The following is a 22,016-nucleotide window of genomic DNA, read 5'->3' on the forward strand; positions in this document are numbered from 1 at the left end:
CCCCCCCCCCCCCCCCCCCCCCCCCCCCCCCCCCCCCCCCCCCCCCCCCCCCCCCCCCCCCCCCCCCCCCACCCCCCCCCCCCCCCCCCCCCCCCCCCCGCCCCCCCCCCCCCCCCCCCCCCCCCCGCGTCCGGCAGGGTGCGGGCCGTCGCGGCCGTATCGTGGACTCCGGTCGCGACCGCGCGGTGCGCAGTCACCCGCGCCCGCGCGGAGCAGGCGGCGCGGGTCACGGCGCCATGGGTACGACGATGGGAAGTCGACGCCGGTGGGGGACAAGCGGACGCGCGACGACGCGGGAGACGGCCGCGCGCCCGGCCGGTTCCTGGGCCGCCGCAAGCCGTCGTCCCCGGAGCCGGGGGCGCCCGTCCGCGAACCCATCACCGTCGAGCAGCTGATCGCCCGTCAGGGCGGTGAGGTCGGCCGCCGCCGGGCCGCCCGCACCGGCGAGATCCCCCTGCCCCTCGGGGAGCAGGCGCCCGCCCACCGGCGGGGGAAGCCGCCGGTCCCCGCCGACGGCGACGGTGCCGAACCGCGGGAGCGTCCGGCCGACGACGCCCGGGTGCAGCCCGCCGAGCGCGCCGCCGACGAGACCCCCGGGCCCCGCCGCGGCTTCCCGCCCGTGCCCGCCGCCTCCGCCGGGGCGACCGCCCCGCCCGAGCCGCGACCCTCGTCGCCCGAGCCGCGACCCGCCCTCCGGCCGGCCCTCGCGCAGCCCCCGTCGGAACCGCCCCCCGCAGCCCCCTCCGCCCGCAGCGGGCTGCCACCGGTGCCGCCGCTGCCGGGGCGTCCCTCCACCCCGCTGTTCCCGCCGCTGGCCGACCAGCCCGGCCACCGCCCGTCGCGGCCGATCGCGCCGCTGCCCCCGATCCCCGGTCGCGACGTCCCGCTCTCCGGCGCCACCCGGCTCGCCCCGCCCGGCCCCCGTGCCCGGCGCGCGGCCCGGCGGGCGGCCCGCAGCCCCGGCCGCCGGCGGCTGGTCCGCGCCGCCCTCGGCCTGCTGGTCGTGGTCGGCGTCGTCGTCGCCTACCACCTCGGGCTGTACTTCTACGTGGACCAGAGCATCCAGCGGGTCCAGGCGCTGACCCCCGAGGGTCCGGAGGTCCTGGCCCCGCGCCTGCAGGAGGGCGCGGCCACCTACCTCGTGGTCGGCACCGGGCTGCCCGGCGCGGAGGGCCCGGCGGCGGTCGCCACGCTGCTCGCCCACGTCTCGCCCGACGAGGAGCGCGCGGTCCTGGTGAGCATCCCGCCGACCGCCCTGGTCGACACCCCCGCCTGCGTGGGGGCCGACGGCGAACTGCGCGAGCCCGCGACCGAGGCCTTCGCCGCCTCGCTGCTCGACGGCGGGCCGGCCTGCATGGTGCGGGCGGTGCAGCAGGTCTCCGGGCTGCGGGTCGACCACTACCTGGGCGTCGACCTCACCCGCCTGCCCGGCATGGTCGACGCCCTGGGCGGCATCGCCATGTGCCTGCCCCAGCCCACCGCCGCGGTGGCCGCCTCGGCACAGCCGCTCCCGGCCGGCGGCAGCCAGGTGACCGGCGAGCAGGCGTCGGCGTTCCTCACGCCCGGTGACGCCGGTTCCGACGTGACCGGCGCGGCGGTGGCCGAGCGCGCCCAGCTGCTGCTCACCGCGACCCTGCGGACGGCGATGTCGTGGGGCACCCTCGGCAACCCGGTGACCCTCACCCAGTTCCTGGTGCGGTCCTCCGGCGCGCTCACCGTCGACGAGGACTCCAACCTCGGCGACCTGCGCACGTTGGCCGGCACGCTGGGCGACCTCACCGGGGACGCCGTCCAGCGGACGGGGCTTCCGGTGTCACAGGTCGGGTACGTGCCGGCGGGCACCGAGCAGGCCTACGTGCTGCTCGACGCGGGCGCGACCCGCTCGCTGTTCGACGCGGTCATCGACGAGGGCGGGCTGCCACCGGAGCTGACCGCCGAGACGGCCGCGGACGACGCCCCCGCGGCCCCGCCCACGGCCGAGGCCCAGGCCGAGCAGCCCGCCCCCGCGCCGGCCGAGCAGCCGCTGACCGTCGTCCCCGGTGGGATCACCGTCGACGTCCTCAACGGCACCGCCACCAGCGGCCTGGCCGCGACCGTCGCCGACCTGCTGCGGGGGCAGGGGTTCGGGGTGGGCACGGTGGGCAACGAGCCCGGGACGGTGAACCAGACCGTCGTCCGGTACGGCCCGGGCGCCGAGGAGCGGGCGCGCACGGTCGCCGCCGCCGTCCCCGGCTCGGTGCTGCAGGCCAGCGACACCATCGGCGACGCCGTCCAGCTGGTCATCGGCCCGGGGTACTCGGCCGTCGTCCCGGTGACGGTGCCCCCGCCGGGGGCCGCGGCCCCGGAGCCGGCCCCCGAGGTCGCGCCCGCGCCCCCGACCGAGCCCGCGTCGAGCACGGCACCGGTCAGCTGCGGCTGAGCCGGACGCCTCAGGCCAGTTCCTGGATGCGGACGGTGTTGCCCGCCGGGTCTCGGAAGGCGCAGTCCCGGACGCCGTAGGGCTGCTCGGTCGGCTCCTGCATGACCTCCGCGCCGCTGGCCTGGACCCGCTCGAAGACGCCGTCGAGGTCCTTGGTGGCCAGCACGATGGAGGCGTAGGTGCCCTTGGCCATCATCTCGGCGATGGTCCGGCGCTCGTCGTCGGTGATGCCGGGGTCGGCGGCCGGCGGGTGCAGGACGACGGAGGTGTCGGGCTGGTCGGCCGGCCCGATCGTCAGCCAGCGCATCCCGCCGTAGCCGACGTCCATGCGCAGCTCGAAGCCGAGGGCGTCGCGGTAGAACGCCAGGGAGGCGTCCGGGTCGTCGTGCGGGAGGAAGGTGTGGTGGATGGTGATGTCCATGGCGATCACGCTAGGGACGGCGCGCTGACCGGCGCTTCTCGATTCCTGACCGGTCTGGTCACCTGCTTGGCCACGCACGACGGGATCCCGGCCGTGGCCTCCGCCGCCAGCCGCCGGTAGGTGCTCGGCGGCATCCCGACCAGCTCGCTGAAGCGGGTGCTGAAGGTGCCCAGCGACGAGCAGCCGACCGTGAAGCACACCTCGGTGACGCTCAGGTCGCCCCGCCGCAGCAGCGCCATCGCCCGCTCGATGCGCCGCGTCATCAGATGGCCGTAGGGCGACTCCCCGTAGGCCAGCCGGAACTGGCGGCTGAGGTGGCCGGCCGACATGTGCACACCGCGGGCGAGCGCCGCGACGTCCAGCGGCTGCGCGTACTCCCGGTCGATCCGGTCGCGGACCCGGCGCAGCAGCGCGAGGTCGCGCAGGTGCTCCGCCTCGGTGGGCCTCCTGGTCACGGGCCCGATGGTGCCGGTCCCGCGGCAGCGCCGTCGACCCGTTCTGCGGTGGTCCGGCCCGGACGTGGGAGGGGACCGCCGCGACGTGCGCGGCGGCCCCCCGGTCGAGGAGTGCGGTCCGGCTCAGCCGAAGCGGCCGGAGATGTAGTCCTCGGTGGCCTTCTGGTCGGGGTTGCTGAAGATCTTCTCGGTCGGGTTGAACTCGATCAGCCGCCCCGGCTGGCCGACGCCGTTGAGGTTGAAGAAGCCGGTCTGCTCGCTCACCCGCGCCGCCTGCTGCATGTTGTGGGTGACGATGACGATGGTGAACCGCTCCTTGAGCTCGGTCATGAGGTCCTCGATCGCCAGGGTGGAGATCGGGTCCAGGGCCGAGCAGGGCTCGTCCATCAGCAGGACGTCGGGCTCCACGGCGATCGCGCGGGCGATGCACAGCCGCTGCTGCTGACCACCCGACAGGCCGGCGCCGGGGCGGTCCAGGCGGTCCTTGACCTCGTTCCACAGGTTGGCCCCGCGCAGCGACCGCTCCACGAGGTCGTCGAGGTCGGCCTTCTTCATCCTCTTGTTGTTCAGCCGCATGCCCGCGGCGACGTTGTCGTAGATCGACATGGTCGGGAACGGGTTGGGCCGCTGGAAGACCATCCCGATCTGCCGGCGGACGTCGACCGGGTCGGCGTCGGCGCCGTAGAGGTCGACGCCGTCCATGACGACCTTGCCCTCGACCCGTGCACCGGGGATGACCTCGTGCATGCGGTTGAGGGAGCGCAGGAAGGTGGACTTCCCGCAGCCGGACGGGCCGATCAGCGCGGTGATGCTGCGCGGCTCGATGGAGACGGTGACGTCCTCCACGGCCCGGAAGTTGCCGTAGAAGATGTTGAGGTCGGAGACGTCGATGCGCTTGGCCACGGGGTCCTCCAGGGGTTCCGGTCAGCGACCGGTCTTGGGCGCGAAGAAGCGGCTGATCAAGCGGGCGACGACGTTGAGCCCCATGACCAGGATGATGAGGACGAGTGCCGCCGTCCAGGCGCGGTCGATGGCGAACTCCGGCGGCACCCCGGGCTGGGTGAGCTGGTAGTACGCGTACACCGGCAGCGTGGCCATGCGGCCGTCGAACGGGTCGAGGTTGGTGCCGTTGGTGATGCCGAGGGTGACCAGCAGGGGTGCGGTCTCCCCGATCACGCGGGCGATGGCGAGGGTGACGCCGGTGCCCAGCCCGGCGATCGCGGTGGGGATGACGACCTTGACGACCGTCCGCCACTTGGGGACGCCCAGGGCGTAGGCCGCCTCCCGCAGCTCGTTCGGGACGAGCTTGAGCACCTCCTCGGCGGACCGGACGACGACCGGGATCATCAGCACCGAGAGCGCGACCGCACCGGCGATGCCCAGCCGGACGCCGGGGCCGAAGAAGATCGCGAACAGGGCGTAGGCGAACAGGCCGGCGACGATCGACGGGATGCCGGTCATGACGTCGACCAGGAAGGTGATCCACCGCTTGAGCCGGCCGCTGCCGTACTCCACCAGGTAGATGGCGGTCAGCAGCCCGATCGGCACCGAGATCAGCGTGGTGAGGGCGGTGATGATCAGCGTGCCGAGGATGGCGTGGTAGGCGCCGCCGCCCTCGCCGACGATGCCGACCAGCGACGCGCCGAAGAACTCGCCGTCCAGACGCTCGACGCCCCGCCGGACGACCTCCCACACCAGCGAGACCAGCGGCACCATGGCCAGGCCGAAGGCGCCGACGACCAGGCAGGTGACCAGCCGGTCGGTGGCCCGCCGGGGACCCTCGAGGACCCGGGAGAGCGTGTACAGCGCCACGGTCCCGAGGACGGCGGTGTACAGGACGTACAGCGCGATGTTGAGGCCCAGCACGAGGTCCAGCGCGGCCACGACGACCAGCGCACCCGCGAAGGCGGCCCCGGGCGCCCAGCGGGGCAGCCGGCTGCCGCGGCCACGGCCGCTCGGCCGGGTACCGGTGCCGCCGGGGGCCACCGGTGCCGTCGTCGTCTGGCTCATCAGTTGGCTCCGGAGAAGTCGGCCCGGCGGTTGACGATGGCGCGCGCCAGCATGTTCACGGCCAGGGTGATGACGAACAGCGCGAGCCCGCTGGCGATCAGGGTGTTGACGTCGATGCCGCTGGACTCGGGGAACTGCAGCGCGATGTTCGCCGCGATGGTCGACGGGTTGCCGCTGCTGATCAGGTTGACGGTGATGCCACCGGAGACCGACAGCACCAGCGCCACGGCCAGCGTCTCGCCCAGCGCGCGGCCGAGACCCAGCATCGCGCCGCCGATCACGCCGGACTTGCCGTAGGGCAGCACCGCCATCCTGATCATCTCCCAGCGGGTGGCCCCGAGGGCGAGGGCCGCCTCCCGGTGCAGGCTGGGGACCTGCAGGAACACCTCGCGGGCGATCGCGCTGATGATCGGCAGGATCATGATCGCGAGGACCAGGCCCGCGGTGAGCATCGTGCGGCCGGTGGCCGAGGTCGGGCCGGCGAACAGCGGGATGAAGCCGAGGTTGCGCTCGAGCCACTCGTAGAAGGGCACCAGGCGCGGCGCCAGCCAGGCGATGCCCCAGAAGCCGTAGACGATGCTCGGGATCGCGGCCAGCAGGTCGACGACGTAGCCCAGCCCCTGCGCCAGGCGCCGCGGCGCGTAGTAGGCGATGAACAGCGCGATCGCCACGGCCAGCGGCGTCGCGACGAGCAGCGCGATCACGGCGGCGAGGAGCGTGCCGAAGACGAGCGGGGCGATGTAGCCGAGCAGGCCCTCGCCGCCGGGGATCTCGTCGCTGGGAGCGGTCATCGCCGGGAGCGCCTCGACCACGAGGAAGGCGGCGACCCCGGCGAGGATGACGAGGATCAGGATGCCGGCGGCCTTGGCGCTGCCGGCGAAGATGCGGTCGCCCGGCCGGCGGACCGGCGTGGGGGTGCCGGGCTCGGTCGGGGTCCTGGTGGCGCTCACCGTTGCTCCGTGGGGTGTGGGCCGGATGGGTCGTGGCGACGGGTGCCCCCTCGCCGGGCCGGACGACGGCCCGGGCGCCTCGCGGCGTCCCGGGCCGTCACCCGCGGGAACTCGGGTCAGCCCGCCGTGATGGCGTCGACCGCGCCCTGGGCCTGCTGGCGCAGGCCGTCGGAGATCGGGGCCGAGCCCGCGGCCTCGGCCGCGGCCTGCTGGCCCTCCTCGCTGATCACGTAGGTCATGAAGTCCTTGACCAGGTCCGCCTTCTCCTGGTCGTCGTACTCGATGCAGCCGATGTGGTAGCTGACCAGCACGATCGGGTACTCGCCGGACCCCGTGGTGTCGCGGTTGAGCTCGATGGCGAAGTCGTACTCGCCCCGGCCGGAGACCGGCTCGGAGTTCTCGACGACGGCCGCGGCGGCCTCGGCCGACGGGGCGACGAACTCCGAGCCCACGCCGATGCTGGCCACGCCGAGGTCGCCGGCCTGCGAGAGGTCGGCGTAGCCGATGGTGCCGTTGCCGGCCCCGACGGCGCTGATCACGCCGGAGGTGCCCTGGGCGGCCTCGCCGCCGGCCACCGGCCACACACCGTCGGCCTCGTGCGGCCACGCCCCGGCGGCCGCCGCGGACAGGTACTCCGTGAAGTTCTCGGTCGTGCCGGACTCGTCGGACCGGTTGACCGGGGTGATCGCCTGGTCGGGCAGGGTCGCGCCGGGGTTGTCGGCGGCGATCGCCGGGTCGTTCCAGGTGGTGATCTGCTGGTTGAAGATGCCGGCCAGGGTGGCGGGCGAGAGGTTGAGCTCGTCGACGCCCTCGAGGTTGTAGACCACCGCGATGGGGGCGATGTAGTTGGGCAGCTCGAACACGCCCGAGGCGCCGCAGCGCTCCTCGGCCTGGGCGAGCTCCTCCTCGTCGAGCGCGGCGTCGGAGCCGGCGAAGTCGGTGCCGCCCTCGAGGAACTGCTCGCGGCCGCCGCCGGAGCCGACCGGGTCGTAGTTCACGGTCACGCCCGGCTGCACGCCGGAGTAGCCCGCGGTCCAGCCCTGCATCGCCGCCTGCTGGCTGCTCGCGCCTGCGCCCACGAGGGTGCCGCTCAGCTCGGTGGAGCTGCCGGTCTCACCGCTGGCGGCGGCGTTCTCCTCGTTGGAGGCGCCACACGCGGCGAGCGCGAGGGTGCCGGCCAGCGCCGTCGACAGGACGACGGCGCGCGACCTGGTGCTGAGCTTCAACACGGTGCCTTTCGAGTGGTGCCCGGACCTCGATGCCGGGCAGGGGAGGACCAACGCCGCCGAAGTTAAGGAGCTCAGGTGGACGCCTCCCGGTGCCCTGGTGAACGCGAGGTGAACGCCGGTCGAGCCTTCGCCGACCGGGTGTGGACCAGCTCACGTCCAGTCGGTGAACCCGCGCGCGTCGCGCTGCCGGGACGGGGCCGGAGCCCTGCGGAGCGGCCGGGCGGGACGCCGGTCGGCGGGCCCGCGCGGGGTCAGAGCGCGCGCCGCCAGGAGACGTCGACGGCGTGCCGGGTGAAGCCGCTGCGCTCGTAGAGCGTCACCGCGGCGGTGTTGTCCTCCTCGACGTAGAGGAGGACCTCGGCGAGCCCGCGGCCGCGCAGGTGGGCCAGGCCGAGGTCGGTGAGCGCCCGGCCCAGGCCGAGGCCCTGGGCGTCGGGGTCGATGCCGAGGACGTAGACCTCGCCGACCGCCTCGGGGCCCTCGTCGCCGGGCGGGTGCACCTTGGTCCAGTGCGAGCCGAGCAGCGTGCCGCCGTCGTCCGGGTCACCGCGCCAGGCCAGGAAGAAGCCGGCCGGGTCGAACCACGGCTCGGCCTCGCGCAGCCGCAGGTCCTCGGGGGTCCAGCTGCCCTGCTCCGGGTGGCTGGCGAAGGCCCGCGCGTTGACCCGCAGCCACGCGTCCTCGTCCCGGCCGGGCCGGAAGGGCTGCACCCGGACGTCGCCGGGCAGGGCCGGCCGCGGGTCGGGGTCGACGCCGGCGAGGGCCCGGCGCATCTTCAGCAGCACCCGGGCGCGGGTGTAGCCCCGGGCGGCGGCCAGCTCCGCGGAGCCGGGGAGGTCGCCGTGCGCCCACACCCGCAGCGGGCGCCGGCCGGCGAGCTCCTCCAGCCGGGTCAGCAGGTGCCGGCCGACACCCCGGCGGCGGGCGCCGGGCGCGACGACGAGCTCCGCCTCGGCGTCCCCGGTGCCGTCCCCGCCCTCGAAGCGGGCGTAGCCGGCCAGCTCGCCGTCCGCCGTGCGGACCAGCACGTCGCGGCCGCCGGCGGGGCCGCCGTGCTGCAGTCGCAGCTCGGCCTCCTCCGACAGCGGGCGGACGCCGTCGGCCGCCGTCGCGGCGCGCAGCAGCGCGAGCACCGCGGGGACGTCGGCCGCGTCGAGGCGGGCGACGTCCCGGACCGGGAGGGGAGCGGACAGGGCGGCCTCAGACCAGCTCGGTGTCGGCGTCGGCGCGGGCCGCGGCCGCGGTCGCGTCGGCGACCTGCTGGTCGAGCTTGTAGCCCACGTTGCGGACGGTGCCGATCAGCGCCTCGTGCTCGGTGCCGAGCTTGGCCCGCAACCGGCGCACGTGGACGTCGACGGTGCGGGTGCCGCCGAAGTAGTCGTAGCCCCAGATCTCCTGCAGCAGCTGGGCGCGGGAGAAGACCCGGCCCGGGTGCTGGGCCAGGTACTTGAGGAGCTCGAACTCCTTGTAGGTGAGGTCGAGCGGCCGGCCGCGCAGCTTGGCCGAGTAGCTGTGCTCGTCGATGACCAGCTCGCCGGCCTGGGTGACGCCGCCGTCCGCGCCGTCGGCGGGGGTGGTGGCCGCCAGCCGGCGGGCGGTGGCCCACTTCAGGCGGGCGTCGACCTCGGCCGGGCCGGCGGTGTCGAGCAGGACGTCGTCGACGCCCCAGTCGGCCGACAGGGCGACCAGGCCGCCCTCGGCCAGCACCGCGACCAGCGCGGAGGCCACGCCCGTGGAGGACAGCAGCCCGCAGAGCGTGCGGGCCTGGATCAGGTCGTGGCGGGCGTCGACCAGCACGACGTCGCCGGAGTCGCCGTCGAGCAGGCTGGACAGCTCGGGCGCGACCACGCGGACCTGGTGGCCCAGCAGCCCGAGGGCAGGCAGCACCTCGGTCGTGGCCTGGCGCGCCGCGGTCATGAGCACGAGTCGCATGTCGTCTCCTCAGGGGAGCCGGGGACGCAGATGTCGTCCGGGGGCCCACGACGGCGCTGTCGAGAGAGAGACAGCAGGATAACCGACGGGTTGCCGATCCGGTCCGTCGTGTCCGGACTGCAACGAGTGACGGTGCGCACCGGGGACGGCGTCCCGCTCCGGCGGGCGGCCGGACCGGCGGACACCGCGCGGGTCGTGCCCGGTCCCGGACACGCCGGGAGCGGCCCGACCGGCCCGCTCGTCGAGCGGATCGGGAGCCGGCCGTCTGCGACGATCACCGGGTGACAGCGGCCACCCTGCGCACCGGCACCCCGGCCCGCGGGTACCACCTGCCCGCGGTCGCGGCGGCCGCCGCCGGCGCCGCGCTGCTGGTGCTGCTCGGCGAGCTCGCCGGCAGCCCCGGCCGGCTGGCCGCCGTCGCCGTCCTGCAGGTCGCGCTGGTGGCGGCGTGGGTGCCCGCCACCGGCATCCCGGCCCGGGCCGGCGCCCCCGCGCTCGGCCTGGCCGCGGCCGTCGGCGCCGACCTGCTGGTGGTGCTGCCCGAGCGTCCCGAGCTCGGCTCGCTGCTGGCCGTGCCGGGCCTGGGCTTCCTCGCGGCGGTGCTGCACCAGATGCTGCGCCGGGCGCCCCGCCGGGACGTCGTCGGCTCGCTGGCCGGCGTGGTCCTCCTGCAGTGCGCGGTGACCGCGCTGGCGGTCTGGGTGCTGCTGGACCCCGACGGTCCGGACTCCGCCGCGGCGACGACGGCGCTGCTGGTGGTCGGGGGAGCGGTGGTCGCGGGCCACCTGGTCGACCTGGTGCTGCCCCGGCCGGCGGTCGCCGACGGGGTGCCCAGTGGCGTCGTCGGGCTGGTCGTCGCGGTGCTCGCCGGCACCGCCGTCGCGCTGGCCCGGCACGGCAGCGGGCAGCTGGCCGACGTCGTCACCGTGCTGCTGTTCGGGCTGGCGCTGGCGGGGGTGGCCGCGCTGGTCGGCCTGGCGGCCGGTTACGTGGTGGCCGAGGGGCCGCGGACGGCGTGGGCGGTGCCGCTGGTGCAGACGGTCCTGCCGTTCGCCGCGTGCGCCCCGGTGGCCTTCTCCCTCGTCCTGCAGAACGCGCTGTAGGAGGTCGGCCGTGCGGGCGCTGCTGGTGGTCCTGCTCCTCCTGGGCGGGCTGGCCGTCCTCGCCGACCGGGTCGGGGTCGGCATCGCCGAGGACCGCGTGGGGCAGGCGATCGCCGAGCGCGGGCAGCTGGCCGGCCGGCCCGAGGTCGACATCGAGGGCTTCCCGTTCCTCACCCAGGCGGTGGCCGGGCGGTACGACGACGTGCGGATCACCCTCACCGCGGCCGAGCTGGGCCAGCCGGAGGGCACCCGGGCCGACGTCCGGCTGCACGGTGTGGAGGTGCCGCTGTCCGACGTCCTGTCCGGCTCGGTGGAGCAGGTGCCGGTGGAGCGCGTCGACGGGACGGCGACGCTCTCCTACGCGCTGCTGTCCGGCCAGCTGGGGCCGGGCACCACCCTGACCCGCGAGGGCGACGGGCTGCGCATCGAGAGCACCGTGCAGCTGGCCGGCTTCACCGTGCCGCTGACCGCGGTCGGCACCGTCGCCCTCGACGGCGACGCCGTGGTCGTCGAGGTGTCCGAGGCCTCCGGCGCCGGGGTGGACGTGCCCGGCTTCGTCGTCGACCGGGCCGCGGACCTGCTGGACCTGCGCTACCCGATCCCCCCGCTGCCCTTCGGGCTGCACGTCACCGGTGTGACCCCCGGCGAGGAGGGCGTGGACGTCGCCGTCGAGGCGACCGACACCGTGCTGCGCGGTTGAACCCGCGGGAATCCCCGGCCGACGGGCCGGGTTGGGGCGGGGGATGACCGAGACCGCCGCCGTCCTGGCGGGCCTGGGCGTGCGCCCCCAGGACGTCGACCTGACCGTCGTCCAGTTCTCGACGGCGTTCTGCGGGCCGTGCCGCGCCACGCGGGCGCGGCTGCGGCAGCTGGGCGCGACCCGGCCGGGCCTGGCCCACGTCGAGGTGGACGCGGAGAGCCACCTGGACGCCGTGCGGCAGCTCGACGTCCGCCGCACCCCGACGCTGCTCTACCTCGACCGCTCCGGTGCCCTCGTCGGGCGCAGCAGCGGGGCTCCGCGGGCCGCGGAGCTGACCGCGCTGGTCGACGCCCATGTGGGTGGCGCCACCGGTGCGCGGGACGGGTGGGACGTGTGATCCGTTACCCTCGCGCCGTGGGCATCCTGCTGACCTCGCGCCGCACAGTCGACCTGTGCCGCGTCGGCAGCTGCCTGTGTCCGGGCGCCTGAGGGCGAGCCCGCCTCGCCCGGACGCGCCCCGGACGCCGTCCGGCCGGCCCGCCGCGCGAGCCCGCACCCGGTCCCCGGACCGACGCCGGCAGGCCCGTCAAGGCCCCGGGAGCACCCCGCACCAGACCACACCGCGGGCCCGCCCCGCGCGAACCGCCTGACCGAACCCCGCACCGACCACAGGGAGGAACACCCCCCATGAGCCGCAACGACGTGCTCGTCTCCGTCGACTGGGCCCAGGAGCACATCGGCGCTCCCGGCATCGTCTTCGTCGAGGTCGACGAGGACACCACCGCCTACGACGGCGGCCACATCGAGGGCGCGGTCAAGCTGGACTGGAAGCAGGACCTCCAGGACCCGCTGCGCCGCGACTTCGTCGACAAGACCGCGTTCGAGGCGCTGCTGTCCTCGCGCGGCATCAGCAACGACGACACCGTGCTGCTCTACGGCGGCAACAACAACTGGTTCGCCGCCTACGCGTACTGGTACTTCAAGCTCTACGGCCACCGCGACGTCAAGCTGATCGACGGCGGCCGCAAGAAGTGGGAGCTCGACGGTCGCCCGCTGTCGAAGGACCCGGTCGAGCGCCCCGCCACCCAGTACGTGGCCAGCGAGCCCGACCTGTCGATCCGTGCCTTCCGCGACGAGGTCGTCGCCTCGATCGGCTCGAAGAACATCATCGACGTGCGCTCGCCCGACGAGTTCTCCGGCAAGATCCTCGCCCCGGCCCACCTCCCGCAGGAGCAGGCGCAGAAGGCCGGCCACGTGCCCACGGCGAAGAACATCCCGTGGAGCAAGGCGGCCAACGAGGACGGCACCTTCAAGTCCGACGCCGAGCTGGCCAAGCTCTACGAGGAGCAGGGCTTCGACGACAGCAAGGCGACCATCGCCTACTGCCGCATCGGCGAGCGCTCCAGCCACACCTGGTTCGTGCTGCGCGAGCTGCTCGGCAAGTCCGACGTCAAGAACTACGACGGCAGCTGGGTCGAGTACGGCTCGCTGGTCGGCGTCCCGATCGAGAAGTGAGCTGACATGTGCGGAGCCCCGAAGCAGGGCGGTGGCCTGGCCGGCATCGACCTGAGCACCCAGACGGTCATCCAGGGCTCGGTCTGGCACGACGGCGCGCCCGTGGCCGGCGCCTACGTGCGGCTGCTCGACGCGACCGACGAGTTCACCGCCGAGGTCGTCACCAGCCCCGAGGGTGAGTTCCGGTTCTTCGCCGCGCCGGGCCAGTGGAAGCTGCGCTCCCTCGCCTCGGTCGGCAAGGGCGAGCGCGTGGTCACCGCCGAGGTCGGCCTGAACGAGACCACCGTCGCGATCGACTGAGGGGGGACCCTCCTGCCCCCACCTCGAACAGGTCGCGGCGGGGCCCGCAGGGGGGCCGCTGACGGAGCGTCAGCACAGCGCCCGTCCCGGCAGCCGCCGGGGCGGGCGCTGTCGTGTCCCTAGGACATCGCGGGCGGCAGGCGGTTGGGGCCGGCCTCCGGTGGTCGCGGCCGGTCCTCGGGATAGGCCCGGACGGCGACCAGCGCGACGTCGTCCGCGCCGGGGACGGGGAGCATGCGGGCCAGGAGCGTGTCGCACAGCTCCTCGAGCGGTACCCCGCCGAGGTCCCGCAGCGCCTCCCGCAGGTTCGCCAGCCCCTGGTCGAGGTCGGCGTCCCGGCGCTCCACGAGCCCGTCGGTGACCAGCAGCAGGGTCATCCCGTCGTCCAGCTCGGCGGTGTGGTCGGTGCGGGGCGCGGCGGGGTCGACGCCGAGCATGAGGTCCGGCCGGGTCTCCAGCAGCGTGGTGCTGCCGTCGGGGGCGAGCAGCACCGGCGGGAGGTGCCCGGCGTTGCTCCAGCGCAGGACGCGGGTGCCGCTGACGGGGACGTCGGGGCGGCGCTCGATGCGGGCGAGCACCACGGTGGCCAGGTTGTTGACCGCCAGCCCGAGCGCGGCGTGCTCGGCGCGGGTGAGGGTGGCCGAGGGCGGCTCGTCGTTGTCGAACGCCAGCGCCCGCAGCAGGCCGCGCAGCTGTCCCATCGCGGCGGCGGCGGTGCTGTCGTGGCCGACCACGTCGCCGATGACCAGCATCGTGGCGCCGTCGGGCTGGAGGAAGGCGTCGTACCAGTCGCCGCCGACCTGCGCCTCGTGCGCGGCCGGCCGGTAGCGCACGGCGATGTGCAGGTGGTCGGGCTCCGGCGGCGGGGTCAGCAGGGCCTGCTGCAGCCGGTCGGACAGCGCCCGCTGGGCGGCGGCCGCCGCGGCCAGGCGCTGCAGCTCGGCCGCCTGCCGTTGCGCGGCCCGCCGGTCGGTGAGGTCGCGGAAGGAGACCACGACGCCGGTCACGATGCCGTCCTCCACCGCGGGGACGGCGATGAGCTCCACGGGGACGGCGGTGCCGTCGGCCCGCCAGAACACCTCGTCGTCGGCGGCGACGGTCCGCCCGCTGCGGAGCGCCTGCCACACGGGGCACTCCTCCCGCGGGTACGGCGACCCGTCGGCCCGTCGGCCGTGCAGCAGCTGGTGCTGGTCGAGGCCGAGCTGTTCCTCGGCGGGGTGACCGGTCATGCGGACGGCGGCGGGGTTGACGAACTCCACCCGGCCCGCGGCGTCGAGGCCGTAGATCCCGTCGGCCACGTTGGCCAGGACCCGCTCGTAGCGGGCCACCGTGCGCGAGAGGGCGCTCTCCATCGCCCGCAGCGAGCGCACCCGCCCGGTGTCGGGGTCGACCCGGTGTCCCTCGATGACGCTGCCCTCCCTCGTCCGTGGTCCCCACCCGACTGCCCAGCCTGCCCCATCCCCACGCACGGACCCGTCGGGGACCCGTGCCCCCGGCGGGGGCGACTCAGGTGGTCGGTCGCGCACCGGCCGGGCGGTGACGGGCGTGCCAGGCCAGGGCCAGGACGACGGCGAGGGCCAGCGCGGTGCCGCCGCCCACCGTGGCGCCCGCGTAGATCGCCTCCCCGATGCTCGACGCGGTCAGCGCCGCGACGCCGCCGGGGACGACGCCGGCCGCGGCCAGCAGCGGCCAGACCCACCGGGCCGCCGGCGGGTCGGCTCCCCGGACGGCGGGCGTCCGGTGCCACCACCGGGCCAGCCACACCAGCAGCACCAGCCCGCCGGCCAGCCCGCTCAGGTACTGCAGCCAGCGGTAGCCCGGCAGCAGCCCCCACTGCTCGGCCAGCACGGGCAGGTGGGTGGGGCCCCATCGGCGCGCGTGGGTGAACTCGTCCCAGAGCAGGTGCGTCGCGCCGCCGACGACCAGCGCCAGCAGGGTCCACGCCACGGCGGCTGCGGTCGCGACCCGGGCGCGCAGGCCCGGCCGGAGCCGGGTGAGCCGGGCCCGCACGGCGGCAGGGGCGACGGCGAGGGCGGGAAAGGCGAGCAGCCCGTGCCACACCACCCACGCCAGCCCGCCCAGGAGCACGTCGACGGTGACCACCGCGAGCACGGTGTGGGTCGGCCACGGCACCGGGAACGGCAGGTAGAAGGGCAGGTCGGGGGCCATGCTGCCGATGACCAGCGCCGAGGCCGGCAGGGGCGTCCGCAGGAACGGCAGCACCGCCGCCGCGTGGCTGGGGGTGAACGGCACGTCAGAGGCCGACCAGGCCGGCGAGCTCGCCCATCGCCGCGTCGAAGTAGCGGTCGGCGTCCTCCACCGAGCCGACGAGGTGGCCGAACAGCTCGAAGCTGATCGTGCCGTAGACCCCGCTCCAGGCCAGCAGCGCGCGCAGCCGGACGGCGTCGTCGAGGGCGGGGTGCTCCCCGCCGAGGATCCCGACGATGCCGTCGCTCAGCAGCGACCGGTCCCGCGGGAGCCCGGCCGCCCGGGGGAGCAGCCCGCTGCGGGCGGCGTCGCCCAGGATCCGGCCGAGGACGACGCCGACCCGGGCGGCGGCCGGCACCGTGTCGCGAGGCGCCGCGTAGCCGGGCACCGGGGAGCCGTAGAGCAGCGCGTACTCGTGCGGGTGGGCGCGGGCCCAGGCCCGCACCGCACGGCAGACCGCCACCCACCGCTCGCGGGGTGGGGCCCCGGGGTCGTCGGCGGCCTCGGCGGCGGCGCCGAGCGCGTCGTAGCCGTCGATGATCAGCCGGGTGAGGAGGTCGTCGCGGCTGGGGAAGTAGCGGTACAGCGCCGAGGAGGCCATGCCGAGCTCGCGGGCGACCGCCCGCAGGGACAGCGCCGCCGCGCCCACCTCGGCCAGCTGCCGGCGCGCGGCGGCGGTGATCTCGGCGGTCAGCTCGGCGCGGACGCGCTCGCGGGCGGTGGGTGGCACGGACGCCATCCTGCCTGGCGTGAACGATGCACGCAATCGAGAGCACCGCTCTTGACGTCTCCAGGCGGCTGTGCCAGCGTCGTCGGCACGCGAGAGCACTGCTCTCGGACGACGAGGAGGACGGCGATGGCGCTGCACGTGATCGTGGGCAAGGGTGCGGTCGGGACGACGACGGCGGAGCTGCTGGCCGCGCGGGGTCACCAGGTGCGCGTGCTCTCGCGCAGCGGGGGTGCCTCCACCGGTGCGGTGGAGCACCGGGCGGTCGATGCCGCCGACGCCGGGGCGGTCGCCGAGGCGGCGCGGGGCGCGCAGGCCCTCTACAACGCGGTCAACCCGGCCTACTCCCGCTGGGCGACCGACTGGCCGCCGGTCGCGACGGCGCTGCTGGACGCGGCCGAGCGCACCGGCGCGGTGCTGGTGACGATGTCCAACCTCTACGTCTACGGCCGCCCGGACGGCCCCATGGGCCCGGACACCCCGCTGGCCGCCACCGACCTCAAGGGCCGGGTGCGGATCGCCATGTGGCGGGATGCGCTCGCCGCGCACGAGGCGGGCCGGATCCGGATGACCGAGGCGCGGGCCGCGGACTTCATCGGGCCCCAGGTGCCGGCTGCGCACTCCCACCTGGTGCGCCAGCTGCCCACCATCCGCCGGGGCCGCCGGGCCTGGGTGGTCGGCGACCCCGACGCGCTCCGCAGCTGGGCGTACCTGCCCGACGTCGCGGCCACGCTGGCCACCCTCGGCACCGACGAGCGCGCGCTCGGACGGGCCTGGCACGTGCCCAGCGCGCCGCCCCGCTCGCAGCGGCAAGCCATCGGCGACCTGGCCGCCGCGATGGGCGTGCCCCCGGTGCCGGTCAGCGGCATCCCCTGGCCGGTGCTGCGGGCCATCGGGCTGGCCTCGCCGCTGATGCGCGAGGTGGTCGACATCCGGCACCAGTTCGACCAGGAGTTCGTCATCGACGCCACCGCGACCACCGCCACCCTCGGCCTGACGGCGACGCCGTGGCCGGAGGTCGTGGCCGCGACCGCCGCGGCGGCGCCGGCTCGCGCGTGAGCGGAGGCCCCGCCCTCCGGAGGAAGACCCCGCCCTCCGGAGGAGGACCCCGTCCTCCGCACCACCCGCAGGCTCGCGGCGAGCACCGGGACGGGCCGCCCGGACGGGGTCGTTCCAGCCCGGCACCGGGCGGCCCTACGGTGGGGTCCATGGTCTCTGCCTGGGTCCTCGTCGCACTGACGTCCCTCGCCGCGCTGAGCTGCGGGTACGGCGCCGCCCGGCTCGCCCGCCGTCCGAGGGGGGCGCGCCGGTGAGCGACGCCACGGAGCTGCCGGTCCCCGACACCGCCGACGTCCGCAGCGGGCCGGAGGTCTCCGAGGAGCTGCTGGCCGTCCTGCCGCTGCTCGGCGAGTGGCACGGCGAGGGGCAGGCCGCCGGAGCCGGCGGTGACCACCGGTTCGGCCAGTGGATCCGCTTCAGCCACGACGGCCGCGGCTTCCTCGCCTACGAGTCCCGCACGTGGCGGCTGACCGACGACGGGGAGATCGTCGGCCCCGACGTCCGGGAGTCCGGCTTCTGGCGCCCGCGCGGCGGGGACGACGTCGAGCTGCTCGTGGCCAGCCCCGACGGCCTGGTCGAGATCTACGTCGGGCGGGCCCGGACGACGACCAGCTGGGAGCTCGCCAGCGACGTCGTGGCCCGCACGCCGGACGCACCCGACGTCGCCCGCGCCGTCCGCCTCTACGGCATCGTCGAGGGCGCGCTCATGTACGCCGTCGACCGCGCCGGCACCGACTCCCCGCTGCGCCCGACCATGTCCGCCCGCCTGGAACGGATCCGATGAGCGACGCTGCTCCCCGCCCGCCCGCCCGCCCCGCCACCCCGCGCCAGGTCGCCGACCGGTACGTCGACGCCGTCTGCGACCTGGACCCCATCGTCGCCACCTCGCTGGGCACCCGCCCCGGGGACGACCGGCTGCCCGACCCCAGCCCCGCGGGGCTGGAGGCCGAGGCGCAGCTGGCCCGCGACACCCTCGCCGAGCTCGATCGCGTGCTGGCCGAGGACCCCGCGCTGGCCGACGACCCGGTGGAGCGGCGCTGCGCCCGGCTGCTGCGCGAGCGGCTCGGCGCCGAGCTCGCCGTCGCCGAGGCCGGTGAGGGGCTGCGCGCACTCTCCAACCTCTTCAGCCCCGTGCACTCGATCCGGCAGGTCTTCCTGCTGATGCCGTCGTCCACCGAGGAGGACTGGGCGGTCATCGCCCGCCGGATGGCGCGGGTGCCCGAGGCGCACCGCGGCTTCCGCGCGTCGCTGGAGGAGGGCGCCCGCCGCGGCCTGTTCGTCGCCCCGCGGCAGGTGTCCACCGTCATCGGGCAGCTCGGCGAGTGGCTGGCCGGACCCTTCTACGCACGCTTCGCCGCCGCGGGGCCGGACGCGCTGCGCACGGAGCTGGAGACGGCGGCGCGGGCCGCCGACGAGGCGGTCGCCGAGATCCGCGACTTCCTGCGCGACACCTACGCCGCGCAGGCCGAGGGGACGCCGGACGCCGTCGGCCGCGACCGCTACGCCCTGCACGCCCGCCGCTGGACCGGCTCGGACCTCGACCTGGACGAGGCATACGCCTGGGGCTGGGCAGAGCACCGGCGGATCCTCGCCGAGCAGCGCGCCGCGGCCCAGGAGGTCGTCCCGGGCGGTACGCCGACGGAGGCCATGCGCTGGCTGACGCTCAACGGCCCGGCCGTGGACGGCGTCGACGCCATCCGGGAGCGGCTGCAGGCGATGATGGACGAGGCGATCGAGGCCCTCGACGGCGTCCACTTCGACCTCGCCGAGCCGGTGCGCCGGGTCGAGGCCATGATCGCGCCGCCGGGCAGCGCCGCCGCCCCGTACTACACCCGCCCCGCGCAGGACTTCTCCCGCCCCGGCCGCACCTGGCTGCCGACGCTCGGCCGGGAGCGCTTCCCGCTGTGGGACCTCACCTCGATCTGGTACCACGAGGGCGTCCCCGGTCACCACCTGCAGCTGGCCCAGTGGGCGTACGTGTCGGGGCAGCTGTCGACCTACCAGACCTCGCTCGGCTCGGTGGGCGCCAACGTCGAGGGCTGGGCGCTGTACGCCGAGCGGCTGATGGACGAGCTCGGCTACTTCCCCGACCCCGGCACCCGGCTCGGCTACCTGGACGCCCAGCAGCTGCGCGCCATGCGGGTCGTCGTCGACATCGGCATGCACCTGCGGCTCCCCGTCCCCGACGACGCCGCGGGCGTGCTGGCCGAGCACCGCGGGCGGCCGTGGACGCCGGAGCTCGGCCGTGCCTTCTTCGGCGAGCACAGCGGCGCCGAGCCCGCGTTCCTCGACAGCGAGCTGGTCCGCTACCTGGGGCTGCCCGGTCAGGCGATCAGCTACAAGCTCGGTGAGCGCGCCTGGCTGGAGGGGCGGGCGGCCGCCCAGCGCGCGGCCGGGGACCGTTTCGACCGCAGGGCCTGGCACATGGCCGCGCTGTCGCAGGGCTCGCTCGGCCTCGACGACCTCGCCGCGGAGCTCGCCGTCCTCTGAGGAGGACAGGGAGGCGCCCCCCGCTTCAGGGCGCGTCGTAGGGCGGCGGGTTCACCGTGTCGGCGTCCCAGGTGACGCGTTGCGTGGGGGCCACCTCGGCCACCTCGATGCCCTCGGCGCCCAGGAGGTCGTCGATGCACGCCCGGCTGCCCCCGACGTGGGTGGTCACCAGGTCGATGTCGGTGGCGACGAACCACGCGCGGTCGGCCGGCCACCACAGGTTGGCGCTCTGCTCCGCGGGCTCCGGCGCCAGGTTGGCCGCGGCCAGCCCGACCGGCCCCCGCAGCAGCCAGTGCTCGCGCCCCGGAAGGGCCAGCGTCGGCCGGTCGGCCACGATCGAGCCGAATCCGGACCAGACGCCGAACCAGCAGTCCTCCGGCGTCGTGGTGTGCCGGGCGAGGACGTCGGCCAGCCGGCCGGCCACGGCCACCGGCAGGTGCCCCATCGCGGGTGCGCCGTCCCACAGCGGGGACTGGTCTGCCTCGGTGAGGAACTCCAGTGCGCCGGTGATCGAGCCCCACTCCATCGCGGGGTGGGCGACGGTGCGGTTGGCCGCGGCGACCTCGGTCCAGGACACGTCCACGTCGTGCAGGCCGAGGTAGCGCGCCGCGGGGTGGAAGACGCGGGCGTAGGCGGCGAACACGGGCGGCACCAGGCCGCCCACGACGTGCTCGGAGAACGGGCGGACCGCCTCGGCGACCCAGGCGCCGGCGGAGACGTCCCGCTGCACGGGGCGGCCGGCGAACTGCACCTGACTCCCCCCGGAGAACGGACAACCCCCGGGCTGCTCCGCGGCGCGGCCCCTGCTGGGCAGGGGAGCTGCACGCGGGCCGACTGGACAATGGTCGGCGGCCCGGGGGTCGGGTGACTGTCCGGTTCTCGCTCGCCGCCGTACGACGGACGGGCGATCTGCCGTCGCTCAGACTGTCGTCTGAACGGGCGGCCCATCTGGACGGCGGCTAGCGGACAGCCACCTCACGAGTCCGATAAGCATGCAAGTTACGGACCACCTCCTCTCTCGTGTACCTCGACGGTACGTCGCGACGGAGGGGTCGGCAACGAGGTTTCTCAGCTCTCAGCTGAACCGCCGGCCGTGCGGCCCGGTGGCGTGCCGCCCGGGCCCGCGGCACGCCGCTCGGCGGCCTGGTCGACCGTCGTGACCTGGTACACGTCCGGGATGCCGTCGGAGTCCCGGTCGACCCGCTCCTCCTCGAACATGCGCCGGTAGCGGCGGTTGCGCAGCCGCAGCACGACGGTGGCCAGCAGCGCCGCGGCCAGCGTGCCGGTCAGGATGCCCACCTTGGCGTGGTCGTAGGTCGGCGAGCCCAGGCCGTAGGCCAGCTCGGTGATGAGCAGCGAGACGGTGAAGCCGATGCCGCCGAGCAGCGCGAGCCCCACGACGTCGGGCCAGCCCAGGTCCTCGTCCAGCTGGGCGCGGGTGAAGTGGGCGACCAGCCAGGTGGCCGCGGTGATGCCGATGGCCTTGCCGGCGACGAGACCGACGGCGATGCCCACGGCCACGCTGTCGGTCACCGAGGCGCCCAGCCCGGAGAGCCCGCCGACCGCGACGCCCGCCGAGAAGAAGGCGAACACGGGCACGGCGATCCCGGCCGACAGCGGCCGGATGCGGTGCTCGAGGTGCTCGGCCAGGCCCGGCCCGGCGTCCGGGCCGCCGGCGGCCGCGCTGCGCACGACCGGCACGGTGAACGCCAGCAGCACCCCGGCCACGGTGGCGTGCACGCCGGACTCGTGCACCAGCACCCAGGTGGCGGCGGCCAGCGGCAGCAGCAGCCACCAGGAGCGGATCCGCTTCTGCACCAGCAGGCCGAACAGCGCCAGCGGGACCAGCGCGAGCGCCAGCGGCACCAGGGAGAAGTCGTCGGTGTAGAAGATCGCGATCACCACGATCGCCAGCAGGTCGTCGACCACGGCGAGGGTGAGCAGGAACGTGCGCAGGGCGCTCGGGAGGTGGGTGCTGATCACCGCCAGGACGGCGAGGGCGAACGCGATGTCGGTCGCCGACGGGATGGCCCAGCCGCGCAGCGCGCCGTCGTCCCGGCCGAGGTTGAACAGGACGAAGAACAGCGCCGGCACCGCCATGCCGCCCACCGCCGCGGCCACCGGCAGCGCGGCCCGGCGGGGGTCGCGCAGGTCGCCGGCGACGAACTCCCGCTTGAGCTCCAGCCCGGCGACGAAGAAGAAGACGGCGAGCAGGCCGTCGGCCGCCCAGGTGCCGAGGGTGAGGTCGAGGTGCCACGAGGCCGGGCCGACGCGGGTGTCACGCAGGGTCTCGTAGGCCGCCGCCCACGGGGAGTTGGCCCACACGAGGGCCACGGCGGCGGCCGCGAGCAGCAGGGCACCGCCGACGGTCTCCCGGCGCAGCACGTGCGCGATCCGGCTGGCCTCGGTCCAGGACCCTCGGCCGAGGAGACGGGCGGGTGTGGTCACGGGGCGGCTCCTGGGTGCGGGGTCGGGTCGGACGTTGCCGACCAGACTTC

22 protein-coding genes are annotated in these 22,016 nt (G+C 75.6%); 9 read left to right on the top strand and 13 right to left on the bottom strand.

Annotated features, from left to right (window positions below; all coding sequences use genetic code 11):
• Positions 1–265 precede the first annotated feature (265 nt).
• Complete coding sequence (locus ACI79E_RS04990) at positions 266–2,419, top strand: LCP family protein (protein WP_456931441.1); 2,154 nt, start codon at positions 266–268, stop codon at positions 2,417–2,419.
• A 10-nt stretch (positions 2,420–2,429) separates the two neighbouring features.
• Here ACI79E_RS04990 and ACI79E_RS04995 read toward each other — a convergent pair whose 3' ends face one another.
• The 8 genes from ACI79E_RS04995 to ACI79E_RS05030 form a co-directional block, all read right to left on the bottom strand.
• A complete protein-coding gene (locus ACI79E_RS04995) occupies positions 2,430–2,840 on the bottom strand; it encodes a VOC family protein (RefSeq protein ID WP_456931442.1) in 411 nt (136 codons plus the stop codon).
• 5 nt (positions 2,841–2,845) lie between these two features.
• Positions 2,846–3,295, bottom strand: a complete 450-nt coding sequence (locus ACI79E_RS05000; protein ID WP_456931443.1) for a helix-turn-helix transcriptional regulator — start codon at positions 3,293–3,295, stop codon at positions 2,846–2,848.
• A 123-nt stretch (positions 3,296–3,418) separates the two neighbouring features.
• The gene (gene pstB / locus ACI79E_RS05005) at positions 3,419–4,198 is read right to left on the bottom strand and encodes a phosphate ABC transporter ATP-binding protein PstB (protein WP_456931444.1); all 780 of its coding nucleotides are present in this window, start codon (positions 4,196–4,198) and stop codon (positions 3,419–3,421) included.
• 21 nt (positions 4,199–4,219) lie between these two features.
• Positions 4,220–5,305, bottom strand: coding sequence for a phosphate ABC transporter permease PstA (gene pstA, locus ACI79E_RS05010; protein ID WP_456931445.1), 1,086 nt, complete (start codon positions 5,303–5,305; stop codon positions 4,220–4,222).
• A complete protein-coding gene (gene pstC / locus ACI79E_RS05015; RefSeq protein ID WP_456931446.1) occupies positions 5,305–6,255 on the bottom strand; it encodes a phosphate ABC transporter permease subunit PstC in 951 nt (316 codons plus the stop codon). Before pstC ends, pstA begins: the two co-directional genes overlap by 1 nt.
• 116 nt (positions 6,256–6,371) lie before the next feature.
• Entirely contained in the window at positions 6,372–7,484 is a 1,113-nt protein-coding gene (gene pstS / locus ACI79E_RS05020) for a phosphate ABC transporter substrate-binding protein PstS (protein ID WP_456931447.1), read from the bottom strand.
• 251 nt (positions 7,485–7,735) lie between these two features.
• Positions 7,736–8,677, bottom strand: coding sequence for a mycothiol synthase (mshD, locus tag ACI79E_RS05025; RefSeq protein WP_456931672.1), 942 nt, complete (start codon positions 8,675–8,677; stop codon positions 7,736–7,738).
• Between the two features lie 7 nt (positions 8,678–8,684).
• A complete protein-coding gene (locus tag ACI79E_RS05030; protein ID WP_456931448.1) occupies positions 8,685–9,416 on the bottom strand; it encodes a winged helix-turn-helix transcriptional regulator in 732 nt (243 codons plus the stop codon).
• 281 nt (positions 9,417–9,697) lie between these two features.
• Here ACI79E_RS05030 and ACI79E_RS05035 point away from each other — a divergent pair, with 281 nt between their 5' ends.
• From ACI79E_RS05035 to ACI79E_RS05055, 5 genes are all read left to right on the top strand, one after another.
• Complete coding sequence (locus ACI79E_RS05035; RefSeq protein ID WP_456931449.1) at positions 9,698–10,519, top strand: hypothetical protein; 822 nt, start codon at positions 9,698–9,700, stop codon at positions 10,517–10,519.
• Positions 10,520–10,529: 10 nt separating this feature from the next.
• Positions 10,530–11,219 (top strand): LmeA family phospholipid-binding protein, encoded by a 690-nt coding sequence (locus tag ACI79E_RS05040; RefSeq protein WP_456931450.1) that lies wholly within the window; start codon positions 10,530–10,532, stop codon positions 11,217–11,219.
• 43 nt (positions 11,220–11,262) lie between these two features.
• Positions 11,263–11,616 (top strand): thioredoxin family protein, encoded by a 354-nt coding sequence (locus ACI79E_RS05045; protein WP_456931451.1) that lies wholly within the window; start codon positions 11,263–11,265, stop codon positions 11,614–11,616.
• Between the two features lie 290 nt (positions 11,617–11,906).
• Positions 11,907–12,734: a sulfurtransferase gene (locus ACI79E_RS05050; RefSeq protein ID WP_456931452.1), complete on the top strand. Its 828-nt coding sequence runs from the start codon at positions 11,907–11,909 to the stop codon at positions 12,732–12,734.
• Positions 12,735–12,740: 6 nt separating this feature from the next.
• Positions 12,741–13,034 (top strand): DUF1416 domain-containing protein, encoded by a 294-nt coding sequence (locus tag ACI79E_RS05055; RefSeq protein WP_456931453.1) that lies wholly within the window; start codon positions 12,741–12,743, stop codon positions 13,032–13,034.
• Positions 13,035–13,153: 119 nt separating this feature from the next.
• Here ACI79E_RS05055 and ACI79E_RS05060 read toward each other — a convergent pair whose 3' ends face one another.
• From ACI79E_RS05060 to ACI79E_RS05070, 3 genes are all read right to left on the bottom strand, one after another.
• On the bottom strand, positions 13,154–14,404 hold the full coding sequence (locus tag ACI79E_RS05060) for a PP2C family protein-serine/threonine phosphatase (RefSeq protein ID WP_456931454.1): 1,251 nt from the start codon (positions 14,402–14,404) through the stop codon (positions 13,154–13,156).
• Between the two features lie 136 nt (positions 14,405–14,540).
• Positions 14,541–15,287 carry a DUF4184 family protein gene (locus ACI79E_RS05065; RefSeq protein WP_456931455.1) on the bottom strand — a complete coding sequence of 249 codons (747 nt, stop codon included), beginning with the start codon at positions 15,285–15,287 and terminating at the stop codon, positions 14,541–14,543.
• A 1-nt stretch (position 15,288) separates the two neighbouring features.
• Positions 15,289–15,972, bottom strand: a complete 684-nt coding sequence (locus ACI79E_RS05070; RefSeq protein WP_456931456.1) for a TetR/AcrR family transcriptional regulator — start codon at positions 15,970–15,972, stop codon at positions 15,289–15,291.
• Positions 15,973–16,098: 126 nt separating this feature from the next.
• On the opposite strand from ACI79E_RS05070, the gene ACI79E_RS05075 reads away from it, so the two are divergent.
• The 3 genes from ACI79E_RS05075 to ACI79E_RS05085 all read left to right on the top strand — a co-directional run bounded on the left by ACI79E_RS05075 (position 16,099) and on the right by ACI79E_RS05085 (position 19,518).
• Positions 16,099–17,028 (top strand): NAD-dependent epimerase/dehydratase family protein, encoded by a 930-nt coding sequence (locus ACI79E_RS05075; protein WP_456931457.1) that lies wholly within the window; start codon positions 16,099–16,101, stop codon positions 17,026–17,028.
• A 250-nt stretch (positions 17,029–17,278) separates the two neighbouring features.
• Positions 17,279–17,812 carry an FABP family protein gene (locus ACI79E_RS05080; protein WP_456931458.1) on the top strand — a complete coding sequence of 178 codons (534 nt, stop codon included), beginning with the start codon at positions 17,279–17,281 and terminating at the stop codon, positions 17,810–17,812.
• Positions 17,809–19,518 carry a DUF885 domain-containing protein gene (locus ACI79E_RS05085; protein ID WP_456931459.1) on the top strand — a complete coding sequence of 570 codons (1,710 nt, stop codon included), beginning with the start codon at positions 17,809–17,811 and terminating at the stop codon, positions 19,516–19,518. The genes ACI79E_RS05080 and ACI79E_RS05085 overlap by 4 nt, the downstream gene beginning before the upstream one ends.
• A gap of 25 nt (positions 19,519–19,543) precedes the next feature.
• On the opposite strand, the gene ACI79E_RS05090 is transcribed toward ACI79E_RS05085, so the two are convergent.
• Positions 19,544–20,269, bottom strand: coding sequence for a hypothetical protein (locus ACI79E_RS05090; RefSeq protein ID WP_456931460.1), 726 nt, complete (start codon positions 20,267–20,269; stop codon positions 19,544–19,546).
• 317 nt (positions 20,270–20,586) lie between these two features.
• The gene (nhaA, locus tag ACI79E_RS05095; protein WP_456931461.1) at positions 20,587–21,966 is read right to left on the bottom strand and encodes a Na+/H+ antiporter NhaA; all 1,380 of its coding nucleotides are present in this window, start codon (positions 21,964–21,966) and stop codon (positions 20,587–20,589) included.
• Positions 21,967–22,016: the final 50 nt, after the last annotated feature.

It is taken from the genome of Geodermatophilus sp. SYSU D00079, assembly GCF_054050635.1.